The sequence below is a fragment of the Streptosporangium longisporum genome, from assembly GCF_039534895.1.
In the GTDB taxonomy this organism is placed as follows: Bacteria; Actinomycetota; Actinomycetes; order Streptosporangiales; family Streptosporangiaceae; genus Streptosporangium; species Streptosporangium longisporum.
On record NZ_BAAAWD010000017.1, the window covers coordinates 179,682 to 203,653 of the forward strand.

Below are 23,972 nucleotides of genomic sequence, written 5' to 3' on the forward strand. Positions count from 1 at the left end.
TTCTCGGTCCGGTCACCGGCGCGGCCTCACGGGTCAGGACGGCCGCGGGGGTCGCGGTCGTCGGCCTCACCGCTCTGGTGGCACTGGCCGGAGCGCCGGCGGCGAGTGCCGGGACCTCACCGGCGCACTGTGCCCGGCTGGACCGGGTGGTGGTGCCGGGTGCCGAGCACCAGGTGAAGGCATGCCTGGACGACCTCACGACGGCGGGCACGACCGTCTCCGGGCACACCGTCCCGGCCCACTGGGCGGGCCTGCACCCGGCGGGGGCGGTCAACCCGAAGGGCGTGCCCGGCATCCAGGTCGACGGCTACTTCCCCGACACCTCGACCTCCAACACGACGCACGGCTGGAACCACGACTCGCAGTTCGTGCTGCGGCTGCCCGACGACTGGAACGGCGGGCTGGTGGTCACCGGCACCCCTGGCAACCGGGAGCAGTACGCCAACGACTTCACCGTCTCCGACTGGGCACTGGCCAAGGGCTACGCCTACGCGGTGACGGACAAGGGCAACGTCGGCGTCACCTTCCACCGGGACGGCCGCAGGCCCGGTGACGCGATCGCCGAGTGGAACCACCGGGTCACGCAGATCGCGCTCGCGGCCAAGGCCGTCGTCGCCCAGCGCTACGGCAGGCTTCCCGGGCGGACCTACGCCGCGGGCATCTCCAACGGCGGGTACCTGGTCCGCTGGCAGCTGGAGAACCGGGCCTGGCTCTACGACGGCGGCATCGACTGGGAGGGCACGCTCTGGCGGGTCAGGGGCGACAACCTGATCAACTACCTGCCCCCGGCGCTGCGGGCCTACCCCGCGGGTGACACCCAGGCGATGTACGACGCGGGATTCGCCCGCGGCTCGGAGTTCCTGTGGCCGTTCCACCACCAGTACTACTGGGACCTGACCCAGCGCCTCTACCGTGAGGAACTCGACCCCTCCTTCGACGGCGACACCGAGGCGGGCACCCCCTTCTGCTCCTCGGGCACCCCGGCCTGCGACACCGACTACGACTACGACGCGCGCAAGCCGTACGCGGCGGTGCGGAAGATCGGGCTCACCGGCCGGATCGGCAAGCCGCTGATCACGATCCACGGCACGCTGGACGCGCTGCTGCCGATCTCCCGCTCCAGCGACGTCTACGCGGACATGGTCGGCGGGCACCGGCCGTTCCGCTACTACCGGATCACCGACGGCACCCACGTGGACAGCCTCTACGCCGCCTATCCCGACAGGCTGCGCCCGTTGCTGCCGTGCTTCCGCAGCGCGTTCGAGACCCTGGAGGGCTGGGTGGAGCGCAGGCAGAGCCCGCCGCCGAGCGCGACCCTGCCGAGACCCTCGACCGGCGACCTGTCCAACGAGTGCCGTCTGAGCGGGTGACACCACCCCACCACCGCACCACCGCCACAGCGCCACACCGCACCACCGCACCGCCGGGCGACCCTCAGCCGAGCATGTACCGCCGCTGCGCGGTGCGGGTCGCCCGGACCGCGTTCCTGACCCCCGGCACCCGCAGCGCGAGTCGCCTCAGCAGCGGGCGGCGGTGCGGGGGCGGGCCGTCCGGTACGGGCTCGCGGATCTCCACCCGCCCGCCCCGGTTCATGACCACCGTGAACCGCAGGGGGGTCTCCCGGCCGTCGATCCGCAGGAACGGCGCCCAGCGGCCGGGCGAGAGGAACTCCTCGCGGTAGGTCAGGCGGGTCGGGAACTTGGCGATCAGCCGTCCGGCGAGCTCGCCCGGGACGCCCGGCTCCACCAGGGCGGGTGCGACGATCTCCTGCAGCCGTCCCGTGGTCTGCCGCAGCAGCAGCTCGGCGGGCGGCCCCCCGCTCGGCGGCACGTACGGCACGGGGACCACGACGAAGGCGTGCCCGCGCGGCCCGACGGCCGTGGCGGCCGGTGAGACCAGGGCGATCGACTCGGGGAACGAGCGCGGCTCCACGCACACCCCGAGCTCGCCCCTGGCCGACCACCAGGGGACGACCAGCCGCTCCGAGCGTCCGACGACCGTCCCGGCGCAGCTGAGCGGGGATCCGGTCACCCGGGTACGGGCCTGGCGCGCGGCCCCGTACATGCGCACGTGAAGCTCCCACAGCCCGGCCGGCAGCGGGCCGCCACCGGCGGCCGCCTCCGCGTCCAGCCGGGCCGTGCCGGTGACCTGGAGCCTGACCCCGCCGTCGTGCCGGCAGCGGATCATCGAGCAGTCCACCGGCAGCAGGTGCACGTCGCCGGTCTCCTCGTGCCTGGCGTAGACCTCGAACCTGGCCCGTGCCGCGGCCTGGCTGACGTCGGCCAGCTCGGGCGCCAGGCGGAGCCCGTCGAGGCGGACCGGGGGCTCCCACAGCAGGCCGTCGTCGCCGTAGGGGACGAAGCGCATCGGGGTGCCGTCGGCCTGGGTGATCTCCACGGTGAGCGCCATGACGAGCGCGCCGTCCTCCCAGGCGACCCGCTCCAGGTCGGCCTGCAGGCGGGTGTCGCGCATGGCCCCGGCCAGCGCGACCAGCTCGTCGAGCCTGCCCGCGCGCAGCAGCGCGGCACGGGCCCGCAGCTGCACCGGCAGCAGGGCGTCCAGGCGCGGGGGGAAGCGTTGCAGGGCCAGCTCGCGCAGGGTGGCGAAGGTGGCGGCCCGGTTCGCCGGGGAGGTGACGAACCTGCCGCCGCCGAGCCGCCGCAGCACCGCGGTGCGGAACCACTGGGCGTACATCCGGTCCCTGCGGCCTCCCTCGGGCACCTCCTCGTCGATGATGTCGAGCAGCTCGCGCAGCTCGGCGGCCCAGACGTAGGGGTCCTCGGGCGGGCCGGGCCGTTCGGCGACGTGGCAGCAGACCGGGTCGGCCAGCACGACGACGACCTTGGCCCGCAGGTAGGCGCGGAGCACGAAGGCCTGCTCGGCCAGGCGCCCGCCGGGGTCGGGGAAGGTCAGTCCCTGGGCCACCAGGAAGGTCCTGCGGAAGAGCTTGTGCGGGGTGAGCAGCGTGAGCAGCCGGTCCTTGACCACGTCGGCGCGCTCGCGGTCGGCGTCGAAGACGGCCGAGGGCGGCCTCCGGTCGTCGGTGAGCCGTCCGACGAGGATGTCGGCGTCGGTCTCCAGGGCGCGCCGGTACATCCGCTCCAGGGCGGGGCGCTCCAGCCGGTCGGTCTGGTCGAGCAGGTACACGTACTCGCCCCTGGCGGCCAGGAGGGCGGCGTTGCGGCCGCGCATCGGCGAGCCGGTCCGCTCCAGGTGCAGCACGCGGACGTTGGGCCGCACCGCGGCCACCGCGTCGAGGCGCTGCCCGGTGCCGTCCTCGGAGCCGTCGTCGGCGAAGACGACCTCGTACTCCTCGGGGGCCATCGACTGGTCCAGCACCGAGCGGATGCAGGCGTCGGCGCCGTCACCGGGGTCGCGTACCGGCACCACCACGCTGACCTTCACGTCCATGCGGCCCAGGGTGCGGGGCGCGGCGGCGCGGGACGGTCAGACTTGCCGACTCCTGGGCTCTCAGTACCAGCCCTTGGCCTGGGAATGGGCCCAGGCGCCGCAGGGCGTGCCGTAGCGGCCCTTGATGTAGGTCAGCCCCCACTCGATCTGGGTGGCCGCGTTGGTCTGCCAGTCGCTTCCCGCGCTGGCCATCTTGTGGCCGGGCAGGGACTGGGGGATGCCGTACGCGCCGCTGGAGGTGTTCATGGCGCGCTCGTTCCAGCCGCTCTCCTTCATCCAGAGCTTCTCCAGGCAGCCCCACTGGTCGCCCCAGCCGCGGGACTCCAGCATCTGCTTGCCCAGTGCCCGGTTCCCGGTGGGGTTGGAGGTGCCCGGGGGGAGCTGCTGGGGGTTGAAGCCTCCGCCGCCCGGCGCCTTGTCGACGATCTTGACCTGGCTGAGCGGATCGCGGTTCTCCCGGCGGGCGGCCAGCCGGTCGGCCTTGAGGGCCTGGGCGGCCTGGGCCTTGAGCGCGTCGGACTTCATGTCGGAGCCGAACGGATCGGGGCCGAGCACCTGCGCCATCTCGTCCAGGGTGAGCGGCTTGCCGGGCGGCGCCGAGGCGTTCTGCACGGCGGTGTAGGCGGTGAACGCGCCGCCCCCGACCAGGAGCAGGAGCACGCCGCCCCAGATCAGCACGGGCTTGGAGGGACGTCCTCTGAGCGCCTTCGTCCCGGGGCTCGCGGCGTTCCTGCGGGACGAACGGCGGGCGCGGGACGCCGAGCGTTCCTTCAGTTGCTGTGATCCTGGACTCACGACCTATGAGCTTGCCGTGCCAGGGGGGGTGGTCCGCAACCGGAACGCGAGAGTTGGTCGCCGTCCCGTCCCCGCCGCCGCGGACGCGCGCGAACTAAGGCCAGGCCACGGCCGCTTTACGACCGATGAAAAAGAAGACGTGATTTTGCTCACACTTTACCCGGCGGCCCCCGCGGTGGGCCCGGCGATCTACGAACGCTCGATTCACGGTCTGACCACCTCATTCAGGTACTGTTTGCGCTATGTCAGGGTTTTGTGACCCTGCAGTTCCATCAAGCCTTGGGAGAAGGTCCACCCGGTGGCAGGCATCCTCCTCGTCGAAGACGACCCCGCGGTCCGGATCGGGCTGGAGCTCGCGCTCACCCGTCAGGGTCACACCGTCACCTCCTACGCCAGCGGCGAGGAGGCACTGGAGCACGTCAAGGTCCGCCGGCCCGAGATCGCCATCCTGGACGTCATGCTGCCCGGCATCGACGGCGTCGAGGTGTGCCGCCGCATCCGTAGGCTCGACCAGCTGCCGGTGATCCTCCTCACCGCCAGGGGCGACGACCTCGACGTGGTCGTGGGTCTGGAGGCGGGCGCCGACGACTACGTGGTCAAGCCGGTCGAGCCCCGCGTGCTGGACGCCCGCATCCGCGCCGTCCTGCGCCGGATGGAGTCGGTGGCCTCCGACCGCATCACCTTCGGCGACCTGGTCATCGACCGGGGCGCGCTCAAGGTCGTGCTGAGCGGCAGGGAGGTCCACCTCACCCCGACCGAGCTGCGGCTCCTGCTCGAACTGGTCCGCCATCCCGGCCAGGTGCTCAACCGCAGGTACCTGCTGCGCGCCGTCTGGGACCACACCCACGTCGCCGACTCGCGGCTGGTCGACGCCTGCGTCCAGCGGGTCCGCGCCAAGATCGAGGCGGTCCCCGCCGAGCCCGAGTTCATCCACACGGTACGGGGATTCGGCTACCGGTTCAGCCCGCCGTGAGACGCACGCACACCGGCCTGCGCGTCCGCCTGGTCTTCACCTTCACCGTCATCGCCGTCGCGGCCTCCGCGCTGGTCGCGGGGATCGGCTACGAGTTCGTCAAGAGCCGCATGATCGACCGTGCCGAGCAGGTGGCCGTGAGCGACGTACGCGACACCCTGGAGGGCATCAGGGTGCCGATCGGCGCGCTCTGGCCCGGGGACAGCCCGCCCACCGACGACGAGATCAGCGCCCTGCAAAAAAGCCTGCGACCGCAGGGCGGCCGGGTGGTGGTCCGCTACGAGGACTACCTCTACCCCGACGGCGACTTCGGGATCAGCGACGTCCCCGCCGACCTGGGGGTGCGGGCCACCCAGCGGCTGGTCGCCAAGCGGCAGCTCATCGACGGCGACATGTGGCTGCTCATCGGCACGCCGGTCTGGCGGATCGAGCCCATCCACACCGCCCAGCCCACCGGGATGACCGTCTTCGTGTTCGCCCCCCTGATCGAGGAGCAGCGGCTCCTGAGCGACCTGCGCCAGCCGCTGGCCCTCGCCGGGGGCGCCATGCTGATCATCGCGCTGGGCCTGGGACTGGCCTCGGCCCGGCGGGTCCTGCTGCCGGTCAGGCGGCTGGGCTCGGCGGCGCGCGCGCTCGGCGCCGGCCACCTCGACACCCGCCTGCCGGTGCACGGCCAGGACGAGCTCGCCGAGCTCACCGCCACGTTCAACGACACCGCCGCCGCCCTGGAGCGCAGCGTGCTCGAACTGCGCTCGCTGGAGGCGATGTCCCGCCGCTTCGTCGCCGACGTCTCCCACGAGCTGAGGACCCCGCTGACCGCGATGACCGCGGTCACCGACATGCTCTCCGAGGAGGCCGAGCGGCTGCCGCGCGAGCCCGCCGCGGCCGTCCGGCTGGTGCTGCAGGAGATCGCCCGGCTGCGGACCCTGGTGGAACAGCTCATCGAGGCCAGCCGGTTCGACTCGGGCACGGCGACGCTGAACGTCGACACCGTGAACATCGTCGACGCGGTCTGCGACTGCCTGGCCATGCGGGGCTGGACGGACCAGGTGCGGGTGAACGTGCCGCAGGGGCTGTCGTTCCCCCTCGACCCCCGGCGCTTCGACGTCATCGTGGCCAACCTGGTCGGCAACGCGCTGCGCCACGGGGAGCCCCCCGTGCTGGTGACCGCCCGCAGCACCCCGAACGGCCTGGAGGTGAAGGTGCGCGACCACGGCAAGGGCATCCCGGCGAAGGACCTGCCGTTTGTGTTCAACCGTTTCTACAAGGCGGGGGCCCGCGGGGACGGCAGCGGCCTGGGGCTGTCCATCGCCCGCGCCAACGCCCAGCTGCACGGCGGCACGATCTCGGTACGCGCCCAGCACCCCGGGACGCTCTTCACGGTCTGGCTGCCCCCCGCATGAGCGCCGCCCCCCCGGAAGGCGTCCCCTCGCGATCCGTTCCCGGCGCCGCCTTCACCAGAAGCCCTCGTACCGGAGTCCCCCGTCCGCGTCGTTCCCCGGCCGCGGGCCTGGCCCGCCTGCTCGTCGTCCTGCTGGTGGCCGCCGGGTGCGGCATCTCCCCCACCGACGTCCAGGACCACGGCCGCCCGCCGGTTATCAGCTACAGCCCCACCTGGGTGACCGTCTACCTGCTCAAGGGCGGCAGGCTGGTGCCCTCCAAGATCCCGGTGGTCTCCGACTCGGCCAAGAACATCGTCGACACCCTGTTCCGGGCCGGCAGGCAGCCCCCGGAGACCGGGCTGACCAGCGCGCTCAACGACTTCAGCCACTACGACACCAAGACGACCCGCTACGGCGACAACGTCGGCACCGGGGACAAGCGCAACGAGCCGGACGACAACCGGGGCTACCGGCTGAACGTGATCATCACCGGTGAGGGGGAGATCTCCGAGGCGGGTCTCGCCCAGATCACCTGCACCATCCGGCAGAACAAGCAGGAGAGCATCTGGAGCGTCGAGGTCACCCGGCTCTTCCCGGGGACCCCGAAGTCGATGGGCGACCGCACCTGCTTCGAGTACCGGGGACTGGCCGCCCCGGGCGTCCGGCTGCCGCCCTGACGGTCCCGTACGGTCCCGCGGCCCACGGGTGAAGCGGTGACGTCTCCCGGCACCGGGGCGGGCGGGCCCCGGTGCCGGGAGGGGCGTCACATCGTGATGTCCTCCAGCATCTCGGTCACCAGCGCCGCGATCGGCGAGCGCTCCGAGCGGGACAGCGTGACGTGCGCGAACAGCGGGTGGCCCTTGAGCTTCTCCACCACCGCGACCACGCCGTCGTGCCGGCCCACCCGCAGGTTGTCGCGCTGGGCGATGTCGTGGGTGAGCACGACCCGGGAGTTGGCGCCGATCCGGCTCAGCACGGTGAGCAGCACCCCGCGCTCCAGCGACTGCGCCTCGTCCACGATGACGAAGGCGTCGTGCAGGGAACGCCCGCGGATGTGGGTGAGCGGGAGCACCTCCAGCATGCCCCGGTCCATGACCTCCTCGATCACCTCGGGCGTGGTGACCGCGCCCAGGGTGTCGTAGACGGCCTGCGCCCACGGCCCCATCTTCTCGTTCTCGGAACCGGGCAGGTATCCCAGCTCCTGGCCGCCCACGGCGTACAGGGGACGGAAGACGATGACCTTGCGGTGCTGGCGGCGCTCCAGGACCGCCTCCAGGCCGGCGCACAGCGCCAGCGCGGACTTGCCGGTGCCCGCCCGGCCGCCCAGCGAGACGATGCCGACCTCGGGGTCCATCAGCAGGTCCAGGGCGATCCGCTGCTCGGCGGAACGGCCGTGCAGGCCGAAGATCTCACGGTCGCCGCGCACCAGCCGCACGGACTTGTCGGGCAGCACCCGGCCCAGCGCCGATCCCTTGCTGGACAGCAGCCGCAGACCCGTGTGCGTCGGCAGGTCGCGGGCCTCGTCCAGGTCGGCGGTGCCGTGCTCGAACAGGGTCTCCACGTCCTCCGTGGTCACCTGGAGCTCCGCCATGCCGGTCCAGCCGGACTCGACCACCAGCTCGGCGCGGTACTCCTCGGCGGACAGGCCGATCGACGCGGCCTTGATCCGCATCGGCAGGTCCTTGGAGACCAGCACCACGTCCTTGCCCTCGGCGGCGAGGGTCCTCGCCACGGTCAGGATGCGGGTGTCGTTGTCGCCGAGCCGGAAACCGACCGGCAGGATCGACGGGTCACTGTGGTTGAGCTCGACCCGGATGGTGCCCTCGCCGATCGGCATGGGCTCGTCCAGACGTCCATAGGTCACCCGAAGGTCGTCGAGGTACCTCAGCGCCTTGCGCGCGAAGTATCCGAGCTCTGGATGGTGGCGTTTGCCCTCCAACTCGGTGATGACGATGATCGGGAGGACGACCTCATGCTCGGCGAAACGGCTCATCGCCGTTGGATCCGCCAGGAGCACCGAGGTGTCCAGGACGTACGTGCGCCGCTTGACTGCCGGCGACGTGGGTGAGGACGAAGGGTTTGCCACGCGTTCTCCCCCGGGCACCAATGACGGCGCCCTGCCATGAGCTGGGATGCGGACCGGCCCTGGACCCGCCCACGAGAACACCGAGCGGGGACCGTCGGCCGGCCCTCCTCAGCGATTCGTGACGCAAAGGCGGGCCCTCTCCGGCGTAGGCGAGCTGTGCTCTCCTACTTCTTACGGTACGTCCTGATTGACCGATTTCCAACTGGTTTAGACCAGCCGAAAGCGGCCGTTCATGCGGTGTTTCAGGAACCGTACCTGCGGTGCCGCGCGGCGTAGGAGCGGAGGGCCCGGAGGAAGTCCACCCTGCGGAAGTCGGGCCAGTAGGCCTCGCAGAAGTAGAACTCGGAGTGGGCGCTCTGCCAGAGCAGGAAGCCGGAGAGCCGCTGCTCCCCCGAGGTCCGGATGACGAGATCCGGGTCGGGCTGGCCGCGCGTGTAGAGATGCTCCGCGATGTGCTCGACGTCGAGGACCTCCACGAGTTCCTCGATGCTCGCGCCCTTGCTGGCGTGCTCCTGGAGAAGGGAGCGCACCGCATCAGCGATCTCACGCCTTCCTCCATACCCAACGGCAACGTTCACAATCAAACCGGGACGATGTGATGTCGCCTCTTTTGCGTCCTTCAGGACACGGGCCGTGCGATCGGGAAGAAGATCGAGCGCTCCCATGGGCTTGATGTGCCATCCGTCGGCCACCAGCTCCTGGACCACGTCCTCGATGATCTTCATCAGGAGGTCCAGCTCGTCCTTGGAGCGGTTGATGTTGTCGCTCGACAGCAGCCAGACGGTGACGACCTCGACCCCGGCCTCGCGGCACCAGCCGAGCAGTTCCGAGATCTTGTCCGCGCCCTTGCGGTGCCCGCGGCTCACGTCGTCGATGCCCATCGAGCGCGCCCAGCGCCGGTTGCCGTCGACGATCACACCCACGTGCCGGGGAGCCATCTCCCTCTGGCGGGACAGCTTCGCCTCAAGCCGGCGCTCGTACAACCGATAGACGAGATCGCGCACTCCCATTGGAGCCCCTCCCTCAGCACCCGCCACGAATGAGCGCTGACAGGCAATTATCGCCGTCCCGCGGACCCCTCCGCCCCCTCTACAGGGTTCTGGCGGGCTTGCCCGGTCTGTACGGCCCCAGGGCGTCCTCCGCCTCGGCGACGATGTCCCCGACGAACGCCCCCAGCTCGGCCGAGGTCAGCACGGCGCGCAGGCCCGGCCCGCCGTCGCCCCCGGCCTCCACGACCGCCCGCCTGGTGAGCCGCCACTCCCCGGCAGGCCCGCGCCGTCCGGGCACCCACAGCGGGACGGTACGCAGCCGGCAGCGCAGTTCACCCCCGCCGACGACACCGTTCCTGGCCCGGTAGCGAAAGGCGAACAGCTCCGCCTCGCCCGGGAAGCGGTCGTCGGGGTCGGGCCACCACGCCTGGTGACCGGCGCGCGCCTCGGCGACCCCGCGGGCCAGGCCCGCGAGAAGACGGCCGCACCGCTCGCCCACCGTCCCGTAGAGCGCGCCGTCCCGGTGAAGCTCCAGCGTGATCTCGTACGGCGTGCCGAGACCGTCCCGGCACGCCACCGGCGTAACGGTCAGATAAGAACCATCAAGACAACGCAGTCCCCCCACCTCAGAGAGGGTATCCCCGGCTCAGACCGTCAAAACGTGATCAACGCCATCCGTGTCCCCGCCAGCCGGGCGGCTGGTGCCACTCGGTCCAGCCGTACCCCATGCGCCCGTCCCCGGCCTCGAACCGGCACAGGGCACGCGGGAAGCGGGCGACCTCCCCGTCCGGCGACGTCATGGCGACCGGGGCGAAGGCGAGCGGCACCGCCGTCATCGGCATCCCGGGCACCTCCAGCCGCGCCAGGGACGGGAGGTCGTCCGGGCCGAACTCGCTCGCCGCGGTGAACCCCTCGCGGTGCTCGATCTCCCCGCCCGGAGGGACCGTGAAGCACGGCCAGGGCATCTCGAAGCCGACGTTGGCCCGCATGCCGTGGAAGAACGTCCCGTCGTCCATCCGCCCGGAGCTCCACAGCCACGACGTCCGCCACCAGTCGCGCTCCCCCCAGCTGTGGTCGCGCTCGCCGTACCCGGAGAAGGCGATCTCCTCGCCACCGGCCCGGACCGTCCCCGCGACCTCGCAGGGGATCTCGTAGCGCGGGAGGAACCCGTAGGGGTAGGCCCCGCCGACGGTCGTCCACTCCAGGTCGAACGCGAGCGAGGTCGTGACGGCGTCGTTCTCCGCAGCGGTCCCGTCCGGAGTGGTCCCGTCCGGGTGGGCGTACGCGGCGGCGGGGTCGTCCAGCACGAGCGCCGCGCCGGCGTCCAGGGTCAGCCGGAAGGAGCGCAGGGGGTCCGTCACGTCGTGGGTGGCGGAGAACCCCGCGCCTCGCACCGCCAGGTCCGGACCCGGAAGCGGGACATGGTGGTCGGCCAGCAGCACCGTGGGCCGATCGGGACCGACCAGGCACGCCCAGTACCAGGCGCGGTTCCAGTTGGGGTACAGGCCCAGCCGGACGTAACCGGCGAGCGAGCCGTCGGCGGCCGCGAAGTCGAGGTAGAGCGACTCGCTCCACAGCGGCTCGACACCGGGCGGGTGCGGGTCCTCGTCCTCGGGCCGCAGCGGCCACGTCCCATGGTCGACGATCTTCACCACGGCCACTCCGATGCAGGCGCCCGATCAGGTACCGGCCCAACCTAACCGATCGGGCACCGGCCGGACGGTCCCCTCAGGGGCCTCCGCAGCCCCCGCCGCCCCCACCTCCGCCGCCACCACCGTCTCCGCCGCCCCCACCGCCTCCGTCGCCGGACGAGCCCCAGCCGCCGTCCTCCGTGCCGTGGGTGCCCGCGGCCGTCCCGCCGTACATCCCCCCGTCGCCCCCGCCTCGGTTGCGGCGGGGGCGGGGCGCGGGACGGGGGTGGTCCAGGGACAGGGCCTCCGACAGTCTTCCGTCCCTCATCCGGCTCAGGCCGTACAGGGCGACGTCGACGACGCCCGGCCGGTCCTGGACGGTCCGCTCGCCGGGCCGGGGCGGCAGCGTCCTTTTCTCGCGGTACCGCAGGCGGTGATGGGCCAGCGCGGCCTGGCCCGCGCGGTTGGGGTGGGTGGGGTCGGCCCGGCCCGAGCCCGGGGGGTCGATCAGCCCCAGCTCGCGCAGCCGCGTGACCTGCGCCGCGACGGCCGGTCCCGAGACGACCCTCCCCCTGATCGTCCAGACCGGCAGGCCGTCGGCCTCCGCCTCGACCATCGCGAGGATCTCGGCCTCCACCGGATGGTCCACCCGCTCCGCCCGGCCGGACACCCGGGACAGCCGCCCGTCGCGCCGCGCCCGGACATCTCCTGCGGTGGTGAGCGAGACCAGCGCGGTGTCGGCCATCCGCGCGGGCCCGCCCGCCAGCAGCGCCAGGTCGTACGCGGTCAGCTCCGGGCCCTCGTAGACGCGGGAGGAGTGCGCGGCCAGGCGCATCGCGACCAGCCCGGCCACCGCCAGCAGCGAGACGCCCACGACGACGACGATCTGAAGAGCGGACATGACGACCTCCGGGACGGTGCCGCTGCGTGAGGTTCTCCGTACCCATCACGACGAACGGCGAAGAGGGGGAGTTTCACGGTTCCGGTTCCGGTCCCGGCGGTCCTGGAAACCGACGGGCCGGAACCCGCGAGCCGGTACGTCAGCCCCCGGTCCGGCGACGGGTGAAGACGGACCGCAGCCGGGACGCGGTCGCGAACCCCCGGAGGCCGGGCTCCCGTACGGCCGGTTCCCGGACGCCCTGCTCCTGGGCGGCGGGGCCCGGCAGCCGTCCCGCGGCCCGCAGGTGGCCGGCGAAGTCGTGGGCATCGGCGTGCGAGCCGCCCGGCGGCTTGGGACGGCCCCGCGCGTAGGCCCGGAACTCCGCGGCGAAGTCGTCGCCGAGCGACGCGACCAGGTCGGGACGGAGCCTGGCGACCGTCCTGCGCCGCTTGGAGATCAGGCTGGTCTCCTGGACGCGCAGCCGGTCCCGGTCGAACCCCGCGGGCGCCTCCCGGCCGGCCACCAGCGCCGCCACCAGGGCCGCCTGCGCCCCGGCCAGCGCCTGTCTGGCGGCGTCCCCCTCGTCCTCAGGCACGGGACGCCATCGCCCCGCGGATCCGGGCCATCTCCCCCTCCAGCGCGCCGTCACTGGGATAGTCGTCGTCCCATTCGAGCAGCACACCGGGCGGATCGACCCGCGCGCACAGCTCGGAGAGGATCTCCAGCACGTCGTCGGGGACGTGAGCGGTATGGGTGTCGTGCCAGAGCCCGTCGCGGGAGTGTCCCCCGGCGACGTGCACGTAGGCCAGCTCGGCGAGCGGCAGGCCGTCCAGCGCCGCGGTGGCCGACAGGCCGAGGTTGACCTGGTTGGTGTAGAGGTTCGCCACGTCGACCAGGAGCCCGACCCCGGTCATCTCCACCAGCTCGCCGAGGAAGGCGGCCTCGGTCATCTCGTCCTCGGGCCAGCCGAACAGCGCCGCGACGTTCTCCAGGGCCAGCGGGACCGGAAGGGCCTCCTGCGCCCGCCGGACGTTCTCGGCGATCACCGACAGCGCCTGCCGGGTGCGCGGGACCGGGAGCAGGTGCCCGGCCTCCATGCCGCCCGCCCGCACGAAGGCCAGGTGCTCGCTGACCAGCGGCGCCTCCAGGGCCCGCGCGCAGTCGGCCAGGTGGGCCAGCCGGCGCGGGTCGGGGGGCTCGGCGCCGCCGATGCCCAGGCCGACGCCGTGCGGGATCACCGGCACCCCGCGGGCCCGCAGCACCCGCAGCGACTCCGGGAGCCGGTCCGGGTGGACGTTCTCGGCGATCACCTCGACGAAGTCGATCCCCGGCAGGCGCTCCACGGTCAGGTCGATCTCGGGCCGCCACCCGATGCCCACGCCCAGCGTCGCGTGCTCAGCCACCACCGCACCCGCCACCGCCGCAGCCGCCTCCCCCGCCGCAGCTGGAGCCGCCGGACGACCCTCCCGAGTCACCGGACGAGCCGCCGGAGTCACCCCAGCCGCCGGAGCCGATGTCGCCGCCCCCGCCCCCGTAGGTGACGTCCCCCGAGCCGGGGGAACCACCGCCGCAGGCGCCCGCGGCGCAACCGCCCGACGAGCCGCCCGTGTCCTGGCGCTGGAGCTCGTCCTCCAGGCCCGGCTCGTTCAGCTCGCTCAACCCGTACAGGGCCACCGGGAAACCGACGGCGAAGGCCAGGTCGGGCGTGGCGGACCGGACCCCCCGCACGTGCGTCCTGCGGGCCGCCGCCAGCACGTCGTGGCCGCTGCGGCTCAGCGCGTCGCGCAGGGCCCGCTTCTGCCGCGAGTAGGTGGACAGGCCGACCACGGTCGACAGGACGCCGACCAGCAGCACGAGGATGCCGAGCCCGCGGGGCCCGGCGAGCAGGCAGCCCGCGGTGAAGACGGCCGCGGCGACGGTGGCGATCAGGAGCCGGTTCAGCAGGCTCCGCGCGTGGTCGAGCGCGCTCTCCGGTACGAGCAGGCCCAGGCCGAGCAGCCGGTAGCGCAGGCCCTCCAGCGCCTTCCCGTCGGAGACCGCACGGCGCAGGTCGCTCAGCGGGACGGAGCCGCCGCGCTGGTGGAGCGCCTCCATGAGGGCGTACTCGACGGGGTCCGGGGAGGGCGTGGCGCCGGCGACCAGGCTGACCAGGCCACCGCGCGAGACCCGGATCACCCCGGCCCTGGCCAGCAGGCCGATCGCGGTGTTGATCACGCGTCGCGGCCCGCCGGAGAGGTAGGCGAGTTCGTAGGGGGTGGGCGGTCCGGCACCGTGGCCCGCCATGACCGAGCGGACCCGCCGCTGCTCACGGCTGAGTGCCGAGGCCGTCAGGACGACGACCAGGCCGATGGCGACGGCGACGACGAACAGCAGGGACCACATGTCCGCCTCCTCGGGGGAAGGTGGGGCGTTGGGGTGACGTCCCGGTACACAGGTAGACGCGCACAGCCTGGCAGAAGTTTCGTCGCCGCTCGACGGCGGCCCGGTGAGACGTCGCTCACCACAGGGCGAGCGACATCCGGCGGCCCCGGCCACCCGTCCTCACCTGCGCGTTCTCGTCCGGTCCGCTCGCGGGGCACCGGCACGCCACGCGCCCGCGCCCGGCCCGCGCAGGACGCGGGCCGGACGCGGGCGCGGGTGTCCCCCCGGCCGGGGAGTGCAGACGAACGCCTCCCGGCCGAGGTCGGCAAATCCCGTTGAAGACACCACGGTCAGTCAGACCATGAGCCAGACCTCACCGGGAGGCGTTCACCTCCCTCCTCACTGTCAGCCCAGGCGGGCGACCAGGGCCTCGTACTCCTCCCAGAGCTCCTTGGGCATGCGGTCCCCGAACGTCTCGAAGAAGGCGGGGATGAGCGACGCCTCCTGCCTCCAGACCTCCTCGTCGACGCTGAGCAGCATCCGCATGTCCTCGGCGGAGACGTCCAGGCCCTCGGTGTCGAGCTCGGCGGGGAGCAGCCCGATGGGGGTGCTCACCGCCTCCGCCCGGCCGTTGAGGCGGTCGACGATCCACTTGAGCACGCGGGTGTTCTCACCGAAGCCGGGCCAGACGAACCTGCCCCGCTCGTCCTTGCGGAACCAGTTCACGTAGTAGACGCGCGGCAGCTCGGCGTTCTCGCGGCGGCCCATCTCGAGCCAGTGCGCGAAGTAGTCGCCCATGTTGTAGCCGCAGAAGGGCAGCATCGCGAACGGGTCGCGGCGCAGCTCGCCCACCTTCCCCTCGGCGGCGGCGGTCTTCTCCGAGGCGATCCCGGCGCCGATGAAGACGCCGTGCTGCCAGCTCAGAGCCTCCGTCACCAGCGGGACCGCGCTGGCCCGGCGCCCGCCGAACAGGATCGCGGAGATCGGCACGCCCGCCGGGTCCTGCCACTCGGGCGCGATCGTCGGGCACTGCGCCGCCGGGACCGTGAAGCGGGCGTTGGGGTGCGCGGCGGGCTCGGCGGAGTCCGGCGTCCAGTCGCGGCCCCGCCAGTCGGTCAGGTGCGCCGGGGGCTCGTCGGTGAGGCCCTCCCACCACACGTCGCCGTCGTCGGTGAGGGCGACGTTGGTGAAGATGCTGTTGCCCCACAGCGTCCTGACCGCGTTGGCGTTGGTGGACTCGCCGGTGCCGGGGGCGACGCCGAAGAACCCCGCCTCGGGGTTGATGGCGCGCAGCCGTCCCTCGGCGTCGAAGCGCATCCAGGCGATGTCGTCGCCGATGGTCTCGACCTTCCATCCCGGCAGGGTCGGCTGGAGCATGGCCAGGTTGGTCTTGCCGCAGGCGCTGGGGAACGCGGCGGCGATGTAACGCGTCCGGCCCGACGGCGGGGTGAGCTTGAGGATGAGCATGTGCTCGGCCAGCCAGCCCTCGTCACGGGCCATGGTGCTGGCGATCCGCAGCGCGTAGCACTTCTTGCCGAGCAGGGCGTTGCCCCCGTAGCCCGAGCCGTAGGACCAGATCTCCCGGGTCTCGGGGAAGTGGCTGATGTACTTGGTGGGGTTGCACGGCCAGGGCACGTCCGGCTGCCCGGGCTCCAGCGGGGCACCGACCGAGTGGACGGCCTTGACGTAGGAGCCGCGCTCCTCGATCAGGCGCAGCGCGTCCTCGCCCATCCGGGTCATCACCCGCATCGAGACGACGACGTACGGCGAGTCGGTGATCTCCACGCCGAGCTGGGAGATCTCCCCGCCCAGGGGGCCCATGCAGAACGGCACCACGTACATGGTCCGGCCGCGCATGCTGCCCTTGAAGATCTCACCGAAGGTACGGCGCATCTCGGCCGGGGCGATCCAGTTGTTGGTCGGCCCGGCGTCCTCCTCGCGCTCGGAGCAGATGTAGGTGCGGTCCTCGACCCGGGCGACGTCGCTGGGATCGGAGGCGGCGTAGAAACTGTTCTGCCGCTTGACCAGGCGTTTGAAGGTGCCCTGCTCCACGAGCAGGTTGGTCAGGCGGGTCCATTCGGCCTCGGAGCCGTCGCACCATTCGATCCGGTCCGGCTGTGTCAGTTCGGCGATCTCCCTGACCCACTCGGCCAGCTCGGCATGGCCGGTCGGGGCGGCGGTCACATCTACGGTAACGGACACTACGTGGGCTCCTTTGCACTTCTCGCGGCCAAATCATCATTGACGACACGACCGCTTCCGATCCAATTGGCATAGACCATTGAATTCAGCGGTAAGACGTCCCGGCGTCCCTTCCCGATCATCACCGACAGCGCGTGACCTGGAAGGAGTCGCGTGGTTTCGAAGGCCCTACCCAGAAGAAGTGCGACTAAAAAAAGCCCTCCCGGCAGTGGTATAGGCCAATGAGAAAGGTCTAAACCAATGACTCGGAAGGTTCAGACCAATTTCTCGGCCATTTCCGCTGACCAGGCTCAGGAATTCGAACCGGGCCCGGCCGCCCGGACGCGGTCGACGTGCTGGAGGGCGTCCCTCAGATCGGCCAGCCAGGTGTCGGTGTGGTCGCCCACCAGACGCACGCACCAGGCGAGCGCGTCGCTGCGGCTGCGGGCCACCCCGGCCGCGACGAGAGTGTCGAGGACCCGGCGCTCGGACTGCCGCAGGCGGGTCATGACGGGCACGGACAGTGTGGTGAACATCACTGTCTCCTCGCCCGCGACCACTCCCCAGGAGACCTTCCTGCGGAAGCGGCGCTCGGCCTCCACCGCGATCTCCATCCGCCGCTCCCTGGTCTCCTCGCGGAAACGCAGGACGCCGCCCTCCAGCGCGGCGGCGCGCTCGACCTCGGAGACGTCGTCGCCGAGCGCGGGAGGCCGGAGCCGGCCGATCACCGTGATCTCCTCGCGGTCCAGGACGATCTGCACCTCGCCGTCGAACCAGTCGGCGGGCAGCCTTCCCGAGAACCAGCCGCGCAGCTGCTCGGCTGCTTTACTGTTTTCCATGTAATAGAGATTACAACGCTACGTCCGACGAGACCAGCCTCGCGCCGCGCAGGAGCAGGGAGCGCGGCACGCCCGGATCTCGGGACAGGGCCGAGGACGGAATCGGACAGGGGCGGCGACGCGTACGGGAGCATCGGCGGACGCCGGGAGCAGGCCGGTGCCGTCGGACAGGCGTCGCCGGGGTCACGCCGTCGGGCCGGCGTTACGGGACCGGCGTCGTCGACGCCGATGGGTCAGCGCACGCGGGCGGCGACCTGCGGGCTGATCCGTACGACCCCGGCGAAGTTACGGGTGCTGACGGGGACGAGCTTGACCACGTCCCCGGTCCTGGGGGCGTGCAGCATCTTGCCGCCACCCCAGTAGATCGCCACGTGCGAGACGTACCCGGGATTGGTGGGGTCGTGCCGCCAGAACAGCAGGTCGCCGGGCTGGGCCTGGGACAGCGGGATCTGCGGGCCCGAGACGAACTGCTGGTGCGTCACCCGGGGCACCTTGATGCCCGCCTGGGCGTACGCCCACTGGACCAGGCCCGAGCAGTCGAAACTGTCGGGACCCTCGGCACCCCACACGTACGGGCGGCCGACCTTGCCCGCGGCGGCGGTGAGCGCGGTGTGGAGCTGGGCGGTGGTCATGAACGACCCCGCCGACCAGGTCGTACGGCGCGGCGCCGTCAGCACCGGGTTGATCACGGCGACCTGTCCGCCCCTGGGCAGGACCCGCAGCAGGGCACGGCGCAGCTTCCCGGAGTCGGCGCGGGGAGCGCTCACCACCAGCGCGTTGTTCTCCGGGATGCCCAGGGCTCGGGCGGTCTGGCGGGAGACCACCGCGTCGATGGCACCCATTCCCATCGTGGCGTAGGCGCCGACGCGCAGGTTCCGCCCGGCGGTCGTGAAGGTCTTGCCCAGCGGCATGCCCCCGTCGCTGCCCAGGACGAAGGAGACGGCGACCTCGCCGGCCGAGACGTTCCTCCAGAGCCGGTCCGAGCGCGCGGTCGGCCTGGGGGTGTACGCGCGGAACGTCGAGGGGTCGACCCCCAGCGTCTGCACCCGCTTGCCGTCGAGGACCACCTCCGCGGCGTCGGCGCGCTCCACGGCCCGTACCCCGGCCAGCCGGGTGATCCTGGCGACCACGTCGTCACCGAGCGACCGAGGCGCCACGACGAACAGGTGCGGCTGCCGCATCGCGGTCAGCGGCGCCACCGGGGACGGCCCGGACGACGGCGCGGACGACGGCGCTGCGGGTGCGGTCGCGGCCGTCCCGCCCCGGGCGGGCTCGGCCGCGGCGGCGGGCGCGGTGGCCACGGACCTGCGCATCACGACGGTCCCGCGTTCGGTCTCCGGCATCTGCGTGAGGATCACCAGGCCGGCGGCCGGCACGCTGACGGTCATGACCGCGACGACCGGCACGAGCCACCGCAGACGGGCGGCTCGCGGGGAACGGTAGGGGTGGTACGGGTTACGGGGGCCGAGACGGGGACGGTAGGCGAGGTCCTGGCGGGCCTCCCGGATCAGATCGGAGACGCGCGGCCGCCGATAGAACACGACTTTGTTCCCTTCCCCGATGACCCAGCCCTACGAGAGTGCCTTACCCCGCGCCACAATGTACGCGAACCTCGCGAAAACCGCCTTATTGGTGGTGGGGCGGCCGTCCCTGTACGTGACGATCCGCCGGGACGGAGGTCCCGGCGGATTCGTGGAGGAAGGACGCGCGGCTCAGGAGTGGAGCGCGAGCGGCGGACGCGGTGGCTCAGTTGCCGATGTAGGGCACCGCCTCAAGGATCTCCACCGTGTTGGAACGGCCGTTCGGCATGGTGTAGGTCGCCTTCTCGCCGATCTTCTTGCCGTTGATCGCCGCACCCAGGGGCGACTTGGGCGAGTAGACGTCGATCGGGGCGCCGCTCTCCTCGCGGGAGGCCAGCAGGAAGGCCACCTCCTCGTCGTCGCCCTCGAAACGCACGGTGACCGTCATTCCGGGGCCGACCACGCCCTCGGTCCGGGGCGCCTCGCCGACCTTGGCGTTGTCCAGGATCTGACGGAGGTGGAAGATGCGCGCCTCCATCTTGCCCTGCTCGTCCTTGGCCGCGTGGTAGCCGCCGTTCTCCTTCAGGTCTCCCTCTTCGCGGGCTGCCTCGATCTTCTTGGCGATGTCGACGCGCCCGGGCCCCGAGAGGTGCTCAAACTCAGCCTTCAGGCGGTCGTACGCCTCCTGAGTGAGCCAGGTGACGCTCTCGTTGTGGGAGTCGGCCACGGGTTCTCCTTGCTTCCTCTAGGGGGCATGGTGCTTCAGGGGGTTGCGGTCGGACGAATCTCGAAAGGCTAACAAGTTAAGCCCTCCACCGCCTCCCCAAATGTCTCACTATACGAGATAGCAGTACTGGACATCGACGGAAGTGGCCTGGGCACTGGTGTCTAGCCGTTCGGTAAGCCGGACATGCTCCTCACCAGGGGGGATACCGACCTCCTTGTTGCCCACCTCGGCATGGTCGACGTCCATGGCCCGGAGACGGCAGCGCGCCGAGCGGTCCGCCGGCTTGTACGCCTCGAAGGTGATCCGCACGGAATCGCCGCGGCTGACGTCGAACGTGACGACCTGCTCGAAGACCTCCGTATTCCCCTTCGACGCCCACATCACGTACCCCCACCCCCCGGCGCAGACCGCGCAGAGGATGGCGATCACCACGTGCACGACCAGGCGCCCCCGGCGCTCCGGGCGGTCGGGAAAGTCGCCCGGGCTGCCGAGGACGGGACGGTCCTGACGGCCCTTCTCGGCTTCGCTGGTGGCCATCACGGAATCTCCCTGCACTACCTCGGTGTTATCCGAGACGATTGTCCCTCGCGGGGGTGTCGCCCTCGCGACCGCCCAGGAGAAACTAACCTTTCTTCGGAGTGACGTAAGCCGAGGGCACGCGGGACGAGGCGCCGCAGTGGCGCGGGGGGCACGGCCGGACAGGCCGTCCGCCCGCGCGGCGGCCGGTGACATCGAAGAGCGTGACCGACACAGAGGAGACACCGAGCCCGTGAGTGCACCGCTCAGGCTGATGGCCGTTCACGCGCATCCCGACGACGAGTCGAGCAAGGGCGCCGCCACCATGGCGCGCTACGTGGCCGAGGGCGTGGACGTGCTGGTCTGTACGCTCACCGGAGGCGAGCGCGGGTCGATCCTGAACCCCAAGATGGACCGTCCCGAGATCCTGGAGAACATCGCCGAGGTCCGGCGGCTGGAGATGGAGCGCGCCCGCGAGATCCTCGGCGTGCAGCAGCGCTTCATGGGGTTCGTCGACTCCGGCCTGCCCGAGGACGAGAACGAGGCGCTGCCCGAGGGCTGCTTCGCCGTGCAGCCGATCGAGGTCGCCTCGGAGGGCCTGGTGGCGGCCGTCCGGGAGTTCAGGCCGCACGTCATCCTCACCTACGACGACGACGGCGGCTACCCGCACCCCGACCACATCATGACCAACCGCGTCTCGGTGGAGGCCTTCGAGGCGGCCGGCGACCCCGACCGCTACCCCGGCACCGGTGAGCCCTGGCAGCCCCTGAAGCTCTACTACCACATGGGTTTCACCAAGGACCGCTTCGAGGCGCTGCACGAGGCGATGAACGCCCGGGGCATCGGCTCCCCGTACGCCGACTGGATCTCCCGCTGGGAGGACCGGCCGCAGAAGTGGCCGGTGACCACCCGCGTCCCCTGCGGGGACTACTTCGAGGTCCGCGACGAGGCGCTGCTCGCGCACGCCACCCAGGTGGACCCGGACGGGTTCTGGTTCGTCTGCCCGCGCGACCTGCAGCGCGAGATCTGGCCGACCGAGGACTACCACCTGGCCCGCTCGCTCGTGGACGTCGAGCTTCCCGAGAACGACCTGTTCACCGGCATCCACGCGGACACGGTCTCGCCCGCCTGCCACTGACACGACCGCGGGGGGGCGGTGGCAGACTTGAACCGTGATTGCATTCGACACCGCCCCTACGGGCCCCACGGGTGACGTCAGTCCCGGCCTGCTGGGTTTCCTGGTCGTGGCCGGGCTGGGGTTCGCCCTGTACATGCTCGTCAAGTCGATGAGGAAGCAGATCTCCAGGATCGAGGTCCCCTCGGAGGCGGAGCTGCGGCAGCGGCGGAACGACGCCGGGGCCGACGGTTCCACCGGGCCGGCGGAGCCCCCGGCGTCCACGGCGTCCACGGGGTCCACCGCGTCCACGGCCCCTCAGGTGCCTCCGGGGCCTTCGGCACCCCCGGCGCCGACCACCGCTCCCTGACCCCGGCTCCGGCCGGGCCGACACCTTCGAGGACGAGCATGGCCGAGACCACCGGTCCCACCGGTCCCACCGGTTCCGGCGTGGCCGTCTCCGACGACCCCGGGGCCTCCCGCTTCGAGATCACGGTGGACGGCACGGCCGCGGGATTCGCCGCGTACCGGCTCCGGGCCGGGAAGATCATCTTCACCCACACCGAGATCTCGCCCGCGTTCGAGGGCAGGGGCCTGGGCGGACGGCTCGCCTCGGCGGCACTGGACGCGAGCCGGGCCTCGGGCCGGGCGGTCGTGCCGCTCTGCCCGTTCGTCGCCGGTTACATCCGTCGGCACCCCGCCTACCGGGACCTGGTTCCGGAGGGGTACGCGGACCTCGTCGACGAGGAGACCACGCAGACCTGATCCGCCCCGCCGCCGCTCGGAAGGCCCCCGGCCGTCAGTCGCCGAGGGCGTCCGTCGAGGACCAGGCCCGCTCCAGTGCCTTGGGCAGGCCCCAGTGCCCCAGCGGGGTGAGCACCTCGGTCCGGTCGACGATCCCCAGGCAGGCCCAGAGCGGGGTGACCGAGCTGAAGAGCGTCTCGGCCGCGTCCAGGTCCTCGGGCTCGTCCATGTCGACGTCGATGTCCTCGGACTCGGCGATGAGCCGGGCGATCCGTTCCGGCGAGGCCAGCACCCCGGGACCGCGCCTGGCCAGGGCCGCGACCACGGCCAGCCAGTCGGCGTGGTGGATCGCGCAGAGCGCGGCCAGCACCGCGTCCTCCGGGCCGAGCTCCCCCTCCAGGTCGGAGAAGACCTCCACCCGGTCGTCCTCCTCCGGCAGGTCCGAGATCGGCCCCGCGATGCCCGCCGTGACGGTCATCCACAGCTCCTCGTCGTCGGCGGGCAGCGGCTCCTCCTCGTACCCGGCGCAGGCCCGCAGCACGTTGCCGGGATAGCCGGGCCTGTCCAGCATCTCGCGCAGCCGCGCGGCGGCGACCCGCAGGTCCCTGGCCGGACGCTCGGGGACGGGCAGCTCGGCCAGGATGCGGCGCAGCTCGCCCAGGGCGAACGCCTCCTCCTCGTCCCAGGCGGCGAAGAGCTCCTCGTCCTGCTCGTCGGAGACGGCCGCGCCGGGGATCCGCCCGTCCGGCAGCGGCCCGGTGAGCCAGCGTTCCTGCAGGTCCGCGTACACCTCCCTGGCCCCCTCGTCGCCCCGGGCGAGGGCGTCCGGGTCTATCTCACCCTCGGCGACCTTCTCCTCCAGGTGGGCGACCAGCCTGCGGAACATCTCCTCGCCGACCGGCCCGCGCTCGTCCTCCTCGGGCCAGACGAAGAAGCTCCGGGTGAGCAGGAGCGGCTCGGTGCCGGTGGACTCCATCCAGCGCTGCACGTCCCCCACGGTGGCGCCGCCGGACTCGATCGCGCTGAGCGTCGCCTTGGCCGATTCCCAGAACGGGACCGAGAGCGGATTGCCCGCCGCGAGCATCGCCCTTCTCAGGTCGGGCAGCGCCACCAGCGCCACACCGGACGGCACGGCGAGCAGCGCGCGGGCAACATCACGCCGGGTCAGCCCGGAGGCCGCTCTTCCGGCGTGCGCACAGACGAAGTCGAGATCCACGCCCAGTGAGCCTACGCCCGAAGTGCCCCGAGCACACCATCCGAGGGGCCGTCGCGCCCGTCCGGGGGTGTGCGAGACGTTCATCCGATCTGGCTGCACAATGGAGGGCGGGACACGCGAGAAGGACTGGAGAAGATGGGCACGCACCCCTCCGACGAGCTGGCCTTCACCGTCGATCTGGGCGAGCCGGGCAGCCATGCCGTGGTTCACGTCCGCGGTGAACTGGACTGGAACAGCGCCCCCACCCTCACCACCATGGTCGAGCACCTGTGGGACTTCCTCCGGGACGGTTTCCTGATCCTGGACCTGGGCCCGATGACGTTCTGCGACTCCATGGGGCTCGGCACGCTGATCGAGATCTCCAAGGGGTGCCGGGCGCGCGAGGTGCGCTTCGTGCTGGCCGCCCCACCGCCGTCACTGTGCCGCACCCTGAGGATCACGGGCCTGAACACGGTGTTCGAGCTCCGCGACACCCTGGTGGAGGCCCTGGAAGGGGTCCCACGGGGCCTTGGGGGCCGTCAGGACCGCGGCGGCACCGAGGCCGCCGTGGATCGCCGCTCCGACGCCGACGGCGGCCAGGTCGGCGTTCCCGGCTGAACCGTCGTCC

Annotated in this window: 24 protein-coding genes; 8 read left to right on the forward strand and 16 right to left on the reverse strand. The window is 71.9% G+C overall.

Features of this window, described 5'->3' with window-relative positions; translation table 11 throughout:
- Nucleotides 1-77: 77 nt before the first annotated feature.
- Entirely contained in the window at nt 78-1,370 is a 1,293-nt protein-coding gene (locus ABD832_RS31640; protein ID WP_344902618.1) for a tannase/feruloyl esterase family alpha/beta hydrolase, read from the forward strand.
- A gap of 64 nt (nt 1,371-1,434) precedes the next feature.
- Here the strand turns inward: ABD832_RS31640 and ABD832_RS31645 are convergent, their stop codons facing one another.
- The gene (locus ABD832_RS31645) at nt 1,435-3,411 is read right to left on the reverse strand and encodes a glycosyltransferase family 2 protein (protein WP_344902621.1); all 1,977 of its coding nucleotides are present in this window, start codon (nt 3,409-3,411) and stop codon (nt 1,435-1,437) included.
- 60 nt (nt 3,412-3,471) lie between these two features.
- The gene (locus tag ABD832_RS31650; RefSeq protein ID WP_344902624.1) at nt 3,472-4,206 is read right to left on the reverse strand and encodes an aggregation-promoting factor C-terminal-like domain-containing protein; all 735 of its coding nucleotides are present in this window, start codon (nt 4,204-4,206) and stop codon (nt 3,472-3,474) included.
- Between the two features lie 298 nt (nt 4,207-4,504).
- On the opposite strand from ABD832_RS31650, the gene ABD832_RS31655 reads away from it, so the two are divergent.
- From ABD832_RS31655 to ABD832_RS31665, 3 genes are read left to right on the forward strand one after another with little or no spacing between them, the layout of a single operon-like run.
- Nucleotides 4,505-5,179: a response regulator gene (locus ABD832_RS31655; protein WP_344902627.1), complete on the forward strand. Its 675-nt coding sequence runs from the start codon at nt 4,505-4,507 to the stop codon at nt 5,177-5,179.
- The gene (locus ABD832_RS31660; protein WP_344902630.1) at nt 5,176-6,582 is read left to right on the forward strand and encodes an ATP-binding protein; all 1,407 of its coding nucleotides are present in this window, start codon (nt 5,176-5,178) and stop codon (nt 6,580-6,582) included. The genes ABD832_RS31655 and ABD832_RS31660 overlap by 4 nt, the downstream gene beginning before the upstream one ends.
- Nucleotides 6,579-7,238, forward strand: a complete 660-nt coding sequence (locus ABD832_RS31665; protein ID WP_344902633.1) for a hypothetical protein — start codon at nt 6,579-6,581, stop codon at nt 7,236-7,238. The genes ABD832_RS31660 and ABD832_RS31665 overlap by 4 nt, the downstream gene beginning before the upstream one ends.
- An 86-nt stretch (nt 7,239-7,324) precedes the next feature.
- Here ABD832_RS31665 and phoH2 read toward each other — a convergent pair whose 3' ends face one another.
- The 13 genes from phoH2 to ABD832_RS31730 form a co-directional block, all read right to left on the reverse strand.
- Nucleotides 7,325-8,647: an RNA 5'-3' helicase PhoH2 gene (gene phoH2, locus ABD832_RS31670; protein WP_344902636.1), complete on the reverse strand. Its 1,323-nt coding sequence runs from the start codon at nt 8,645-8,647 to the stop codon at nt 7,325-7,327.
- Nucleotides 8,648-8,889: 242 nt separating this feature from the next.
- The gene (locus ABD832_RS31675; protein WP_344902639.1) at nt 8,890-9,657 is read right to left on the reverse strand and encodes an isoprenyl transferase; all 768 of its coding nucleotides are present in this window, start codon (nt 9,655-9,657) and stop codon (nt 8,890-8,892) included.
- A gap of 79 nt (nt 9,658-9,736) precedes the next feature.
- A complete protein-coding gene (locus tag ABD832_RS31680; protein ID WP_344902642.1) occupies nt 9,737-10,213 on the reverse strand; it encodes a hypothetical protein in 477 nt (158 codons plus the stop codon).
- Nucleotides 10,214-10,301: 88 nt separating this feature from the next.
- The gene (locus tag ABD832_RS31685) at nt 10,302-11,291 is read right to left on the reverse strand and encodes a DUF7064 domain-containing protein (RefSeq protein WP_344902645.1); all 990 of its coding nucleotides are present in this window, start codon (nt 11,289-11,291) and stop codon (nt 10,302-10,304) included.
- A gap of 73 nt (nt 11,292-11,364) precedes the next feature.
- Nucleotides 11,365-12,168 (reverse strand): TIGR04222 domain-containing membrane protein, encoded by an 804-nt coding sequence (locus tag ABD832_RS31690; RefSeq protein ID WP_344902648.1) that lies wholly within the window; start codon nt 12,166-12,168, stop codon nt 11,365-11,367.
- Between the two features lie 139 nt (nt 12,169-12,307).
- Nucleotides 12,308-12,742 (reverse strand): SCO6045 C-terminal-like domain-containing protein, encoded by a 435-nt coding sequence (locus tag ABD832_RS31695; RefSeq protein ID WP_344902651.1) that lies wholly within the window; start codon nt 12,740-12,742, stop codon nt 12,308-12,310.
- A complete protein-coding gene (locus ABD832_RS31700) occupies nt 12,735-13,550 on the reverse strand; it encodes an MbnB/TglH/ChrH family RiPP precursor modification enzyme (RefSeq protein WP_344902654.1) in 816 nt (271 codons plus the stop codon). The genes ABD832_RS31695 and ABD832_RS31700 overlap by 8 nt, the downstream gene beginning before the upstream one ends.
- On the reverse strand, nt 13,543-14,529 hold the full coding sequence (locus ABD832_RS31705) for a TIGR04222 domain-containing membrane protein (protein ID WP_344902657.1): 987 nt from the start codon (nt 14,527-14,529) through the stop codon (nt 13,543-13,545). The genes ABD832_RS31700 and ABD832_RS31705 overlap by 8 nt, the downstream gene beginning before the upstream one ends.
- A 384-nt stretch (nt 14,530-14,913) precedes the next feature.
- Complete coding sequence (locus ABD832_RS31710) at nt 14,914-16,710, reverse strand: phosphoenolpyruvate carboxykinase (GTP) (RefSeq protein WP_344902660.1); 1,797 nt, start codon at nt 16,708-16,710, stop codon at nt 14,914-14,916.
- A 290-nt stretch (nt 16,711-17,000) separates the two neighbouring features.
- On the reverse strand, nt 17,001-17,528 hold the full coding sequence (locus ABD832_RS31715) for a hypothetical protein (protein WP_344902663.1): 528 nt from the start codon (nt 17,526-17,528) through the stop codon (nt 17,001-17,003).
- Nucleotides 17,529-17,761: 233 nt separating this feature from the next.
- Nucleotides 17,762-19,069 (reverse strand): C40 family peptidase, encoded by a 1,308-nt coding sequence (locus tag ABD832_RS31720; RefSeq protein WP_344902666.1) that lies wholly within the window; start codon nt 19,067-19,069, stop codon nt 17,762-17,764.
- Nucleotides 19,070-19,274: 205 nt separating this feature from the next.
- On the reverse strand, nt 19,275-19,775 hold the full coding sequence (greA, locus tag ABD832_RS31725) for a transcription elongation factor GreA (protein ID WP_344902669.1): 501 nt from the start codon (nt 19,773-19,775) through the stop codon (nt 19,275-19,277).
- Between the two features lie 108 nt (nt 19,776-19,883).
- The gene (locus tag ABD832_RS31730) at nt 19,884-20,312 is read right to left on the reverse strand and encodes a DUF4307 domain-containing protein (protein ID WP_344902672.1); all 429 of its coding nucleotides are present in this window, start codon (nt 20,310-20,312) and stop codon (nt 19,884-19,886) included.
- Between the two features lie 232 nt (nt 20,313-20,544).
- Between ABD832_RS31730 and mca the strand changes: the two genes are divergently transcribed.
- Genes mca through ABD832_RS31745 form a run of 3 tightly spaced genes read left to right on the forward strand, consistent with a single transcriptional unit; the run spans nt 20,545 to nt 22,170 of the window.
- Complete coding sequence (gene mca, locus ABD832_RS31735; protein WP_344902675.1) at nt 20,545-21,429, forward strand: mycothiol conjugate amidase Mca; 885 nt, start codon at nt 20,545-20,547, stop codon at nt 21,427-21,429.
- A 34-nt stretch (nt 21,430-21,463) separates the two neighbouring features.
- Complete coding sequence (locus ABD832_RS31740) at nt 21,464-21,775, forward strand: hypothetical protein (protein WP_344902677.1); 312 nt, start codon at nt 21,464-21,466, stop codon at nt 21,773-21,775.
- 38 nt (nt 21,776-21,813) lie between these two features.
- Nucleotides 21,814-22,170, forward strand: a complete 357-nt coding sequence (locus tag ABD832_RS31745) for a GNAT family N-acetyltransferase (RefSeq protein WP_344902680.1) — start codon at nt 21,814-21,816, stop codon at nt 22,168-22,170.
- Nucleotides 22,171-22,204: 34 nt separating this feature from the next.
- Here ABD832_RS31745 and ABD832_RS31750 read toward each other — a convergent pair whose 3' ends face one another.
- Nucleotides 22,205-23,365: a hypothetical protein gene (locus ABD832_RS31750; protein WP_344902683.1), complete on the reverse strand. Its 1,161-nt coding sequence runs from the start codon at nt 23,363-23,365 to the stop codon at nt 22,205-22,207.
- Between the two features lie 135 nt (nt 23,366-23,500).
- Here ABD832_RS31750 and ABD832_RS31755 point away from each other — a divergent pair, with 135 nt between their 5' ends.
- Entirely contained in the window at nt 23,501-23,962 is a 462-nt protein-coding gene (locus ABD832_RS31755; RefSeq protein ID WP_344898950.1) for an STAS domain-containing protein, read from the forward strand.
- The last annotated feature ends 10 nt before the right edge of the window (nt 23,963-23,972 follow it).

Coding starts and splice junctions, on each gene's coding strand:
- ABD832_RS31645 (WP_344902621.1), bottom strand. CDS start 3,411: ATGGACGTGAAGGTCAGCGTGGTGGTGCCGGTACGCGACCCCGGTGAC.
- ABD832_RS31665 (WP_344902633.1), top strand. CDS start 6,579: ATGAGCGCCGCCCCCCCGGAAGGCGTCCCCTCGCGATCCGTTCCCGGC.
- ABD832_RS31675 (WP_344902639.1), bottom strand. CDS start 9,657: ATGGGAGTGCGCGATCTCGTCTATCGGTTGTACGAGCGCCGGCTTGAG.
- ABD832_RS31690 (WP_344902648.1), bottom strand. CDS start 12,168: ATGTCCGCTCTTCAGATCGTCGTCGTCGTGGGCGTCTCGCTGCTGGCG.
- ABD832_RS31705 (WP_344902657.1), bottom strand. CDS start 14,529: ATGTGGTCCCTGCTGTTCGTCGTCGCCGTCGCCATCGGCCTGGTCGTC.
- ABD832_RS31715 (WP_344902663.1), bottom strand. CDS start 17,528: ATGGAAAACAGTAAAGCAGCCGAGCAGCTGCGCGGCTGGTTCTCGGGA.
- ABD832_RS31730 (WP_344902672.1), bottom strand. CDS start 20,312: ATGGCCACCAGCGAAGCCGAGAAGGGCCGTCAGGACCGTCCCGTCCTC.
- ABD832_RS31745 (WP_344902680.1), top strand. CDS start 21,814: ATGGCCGAGACCACCGGTCCCACCGGTCCCACCGGTTCCGGCGTGGCC.
- ABD832_RS31755 (WP_344898950.1), top strand. CDS start 23,501: ATGGGCACGCACCCCTCCGACGAGCTGGCCTTCACCGTCGATCTGGGC.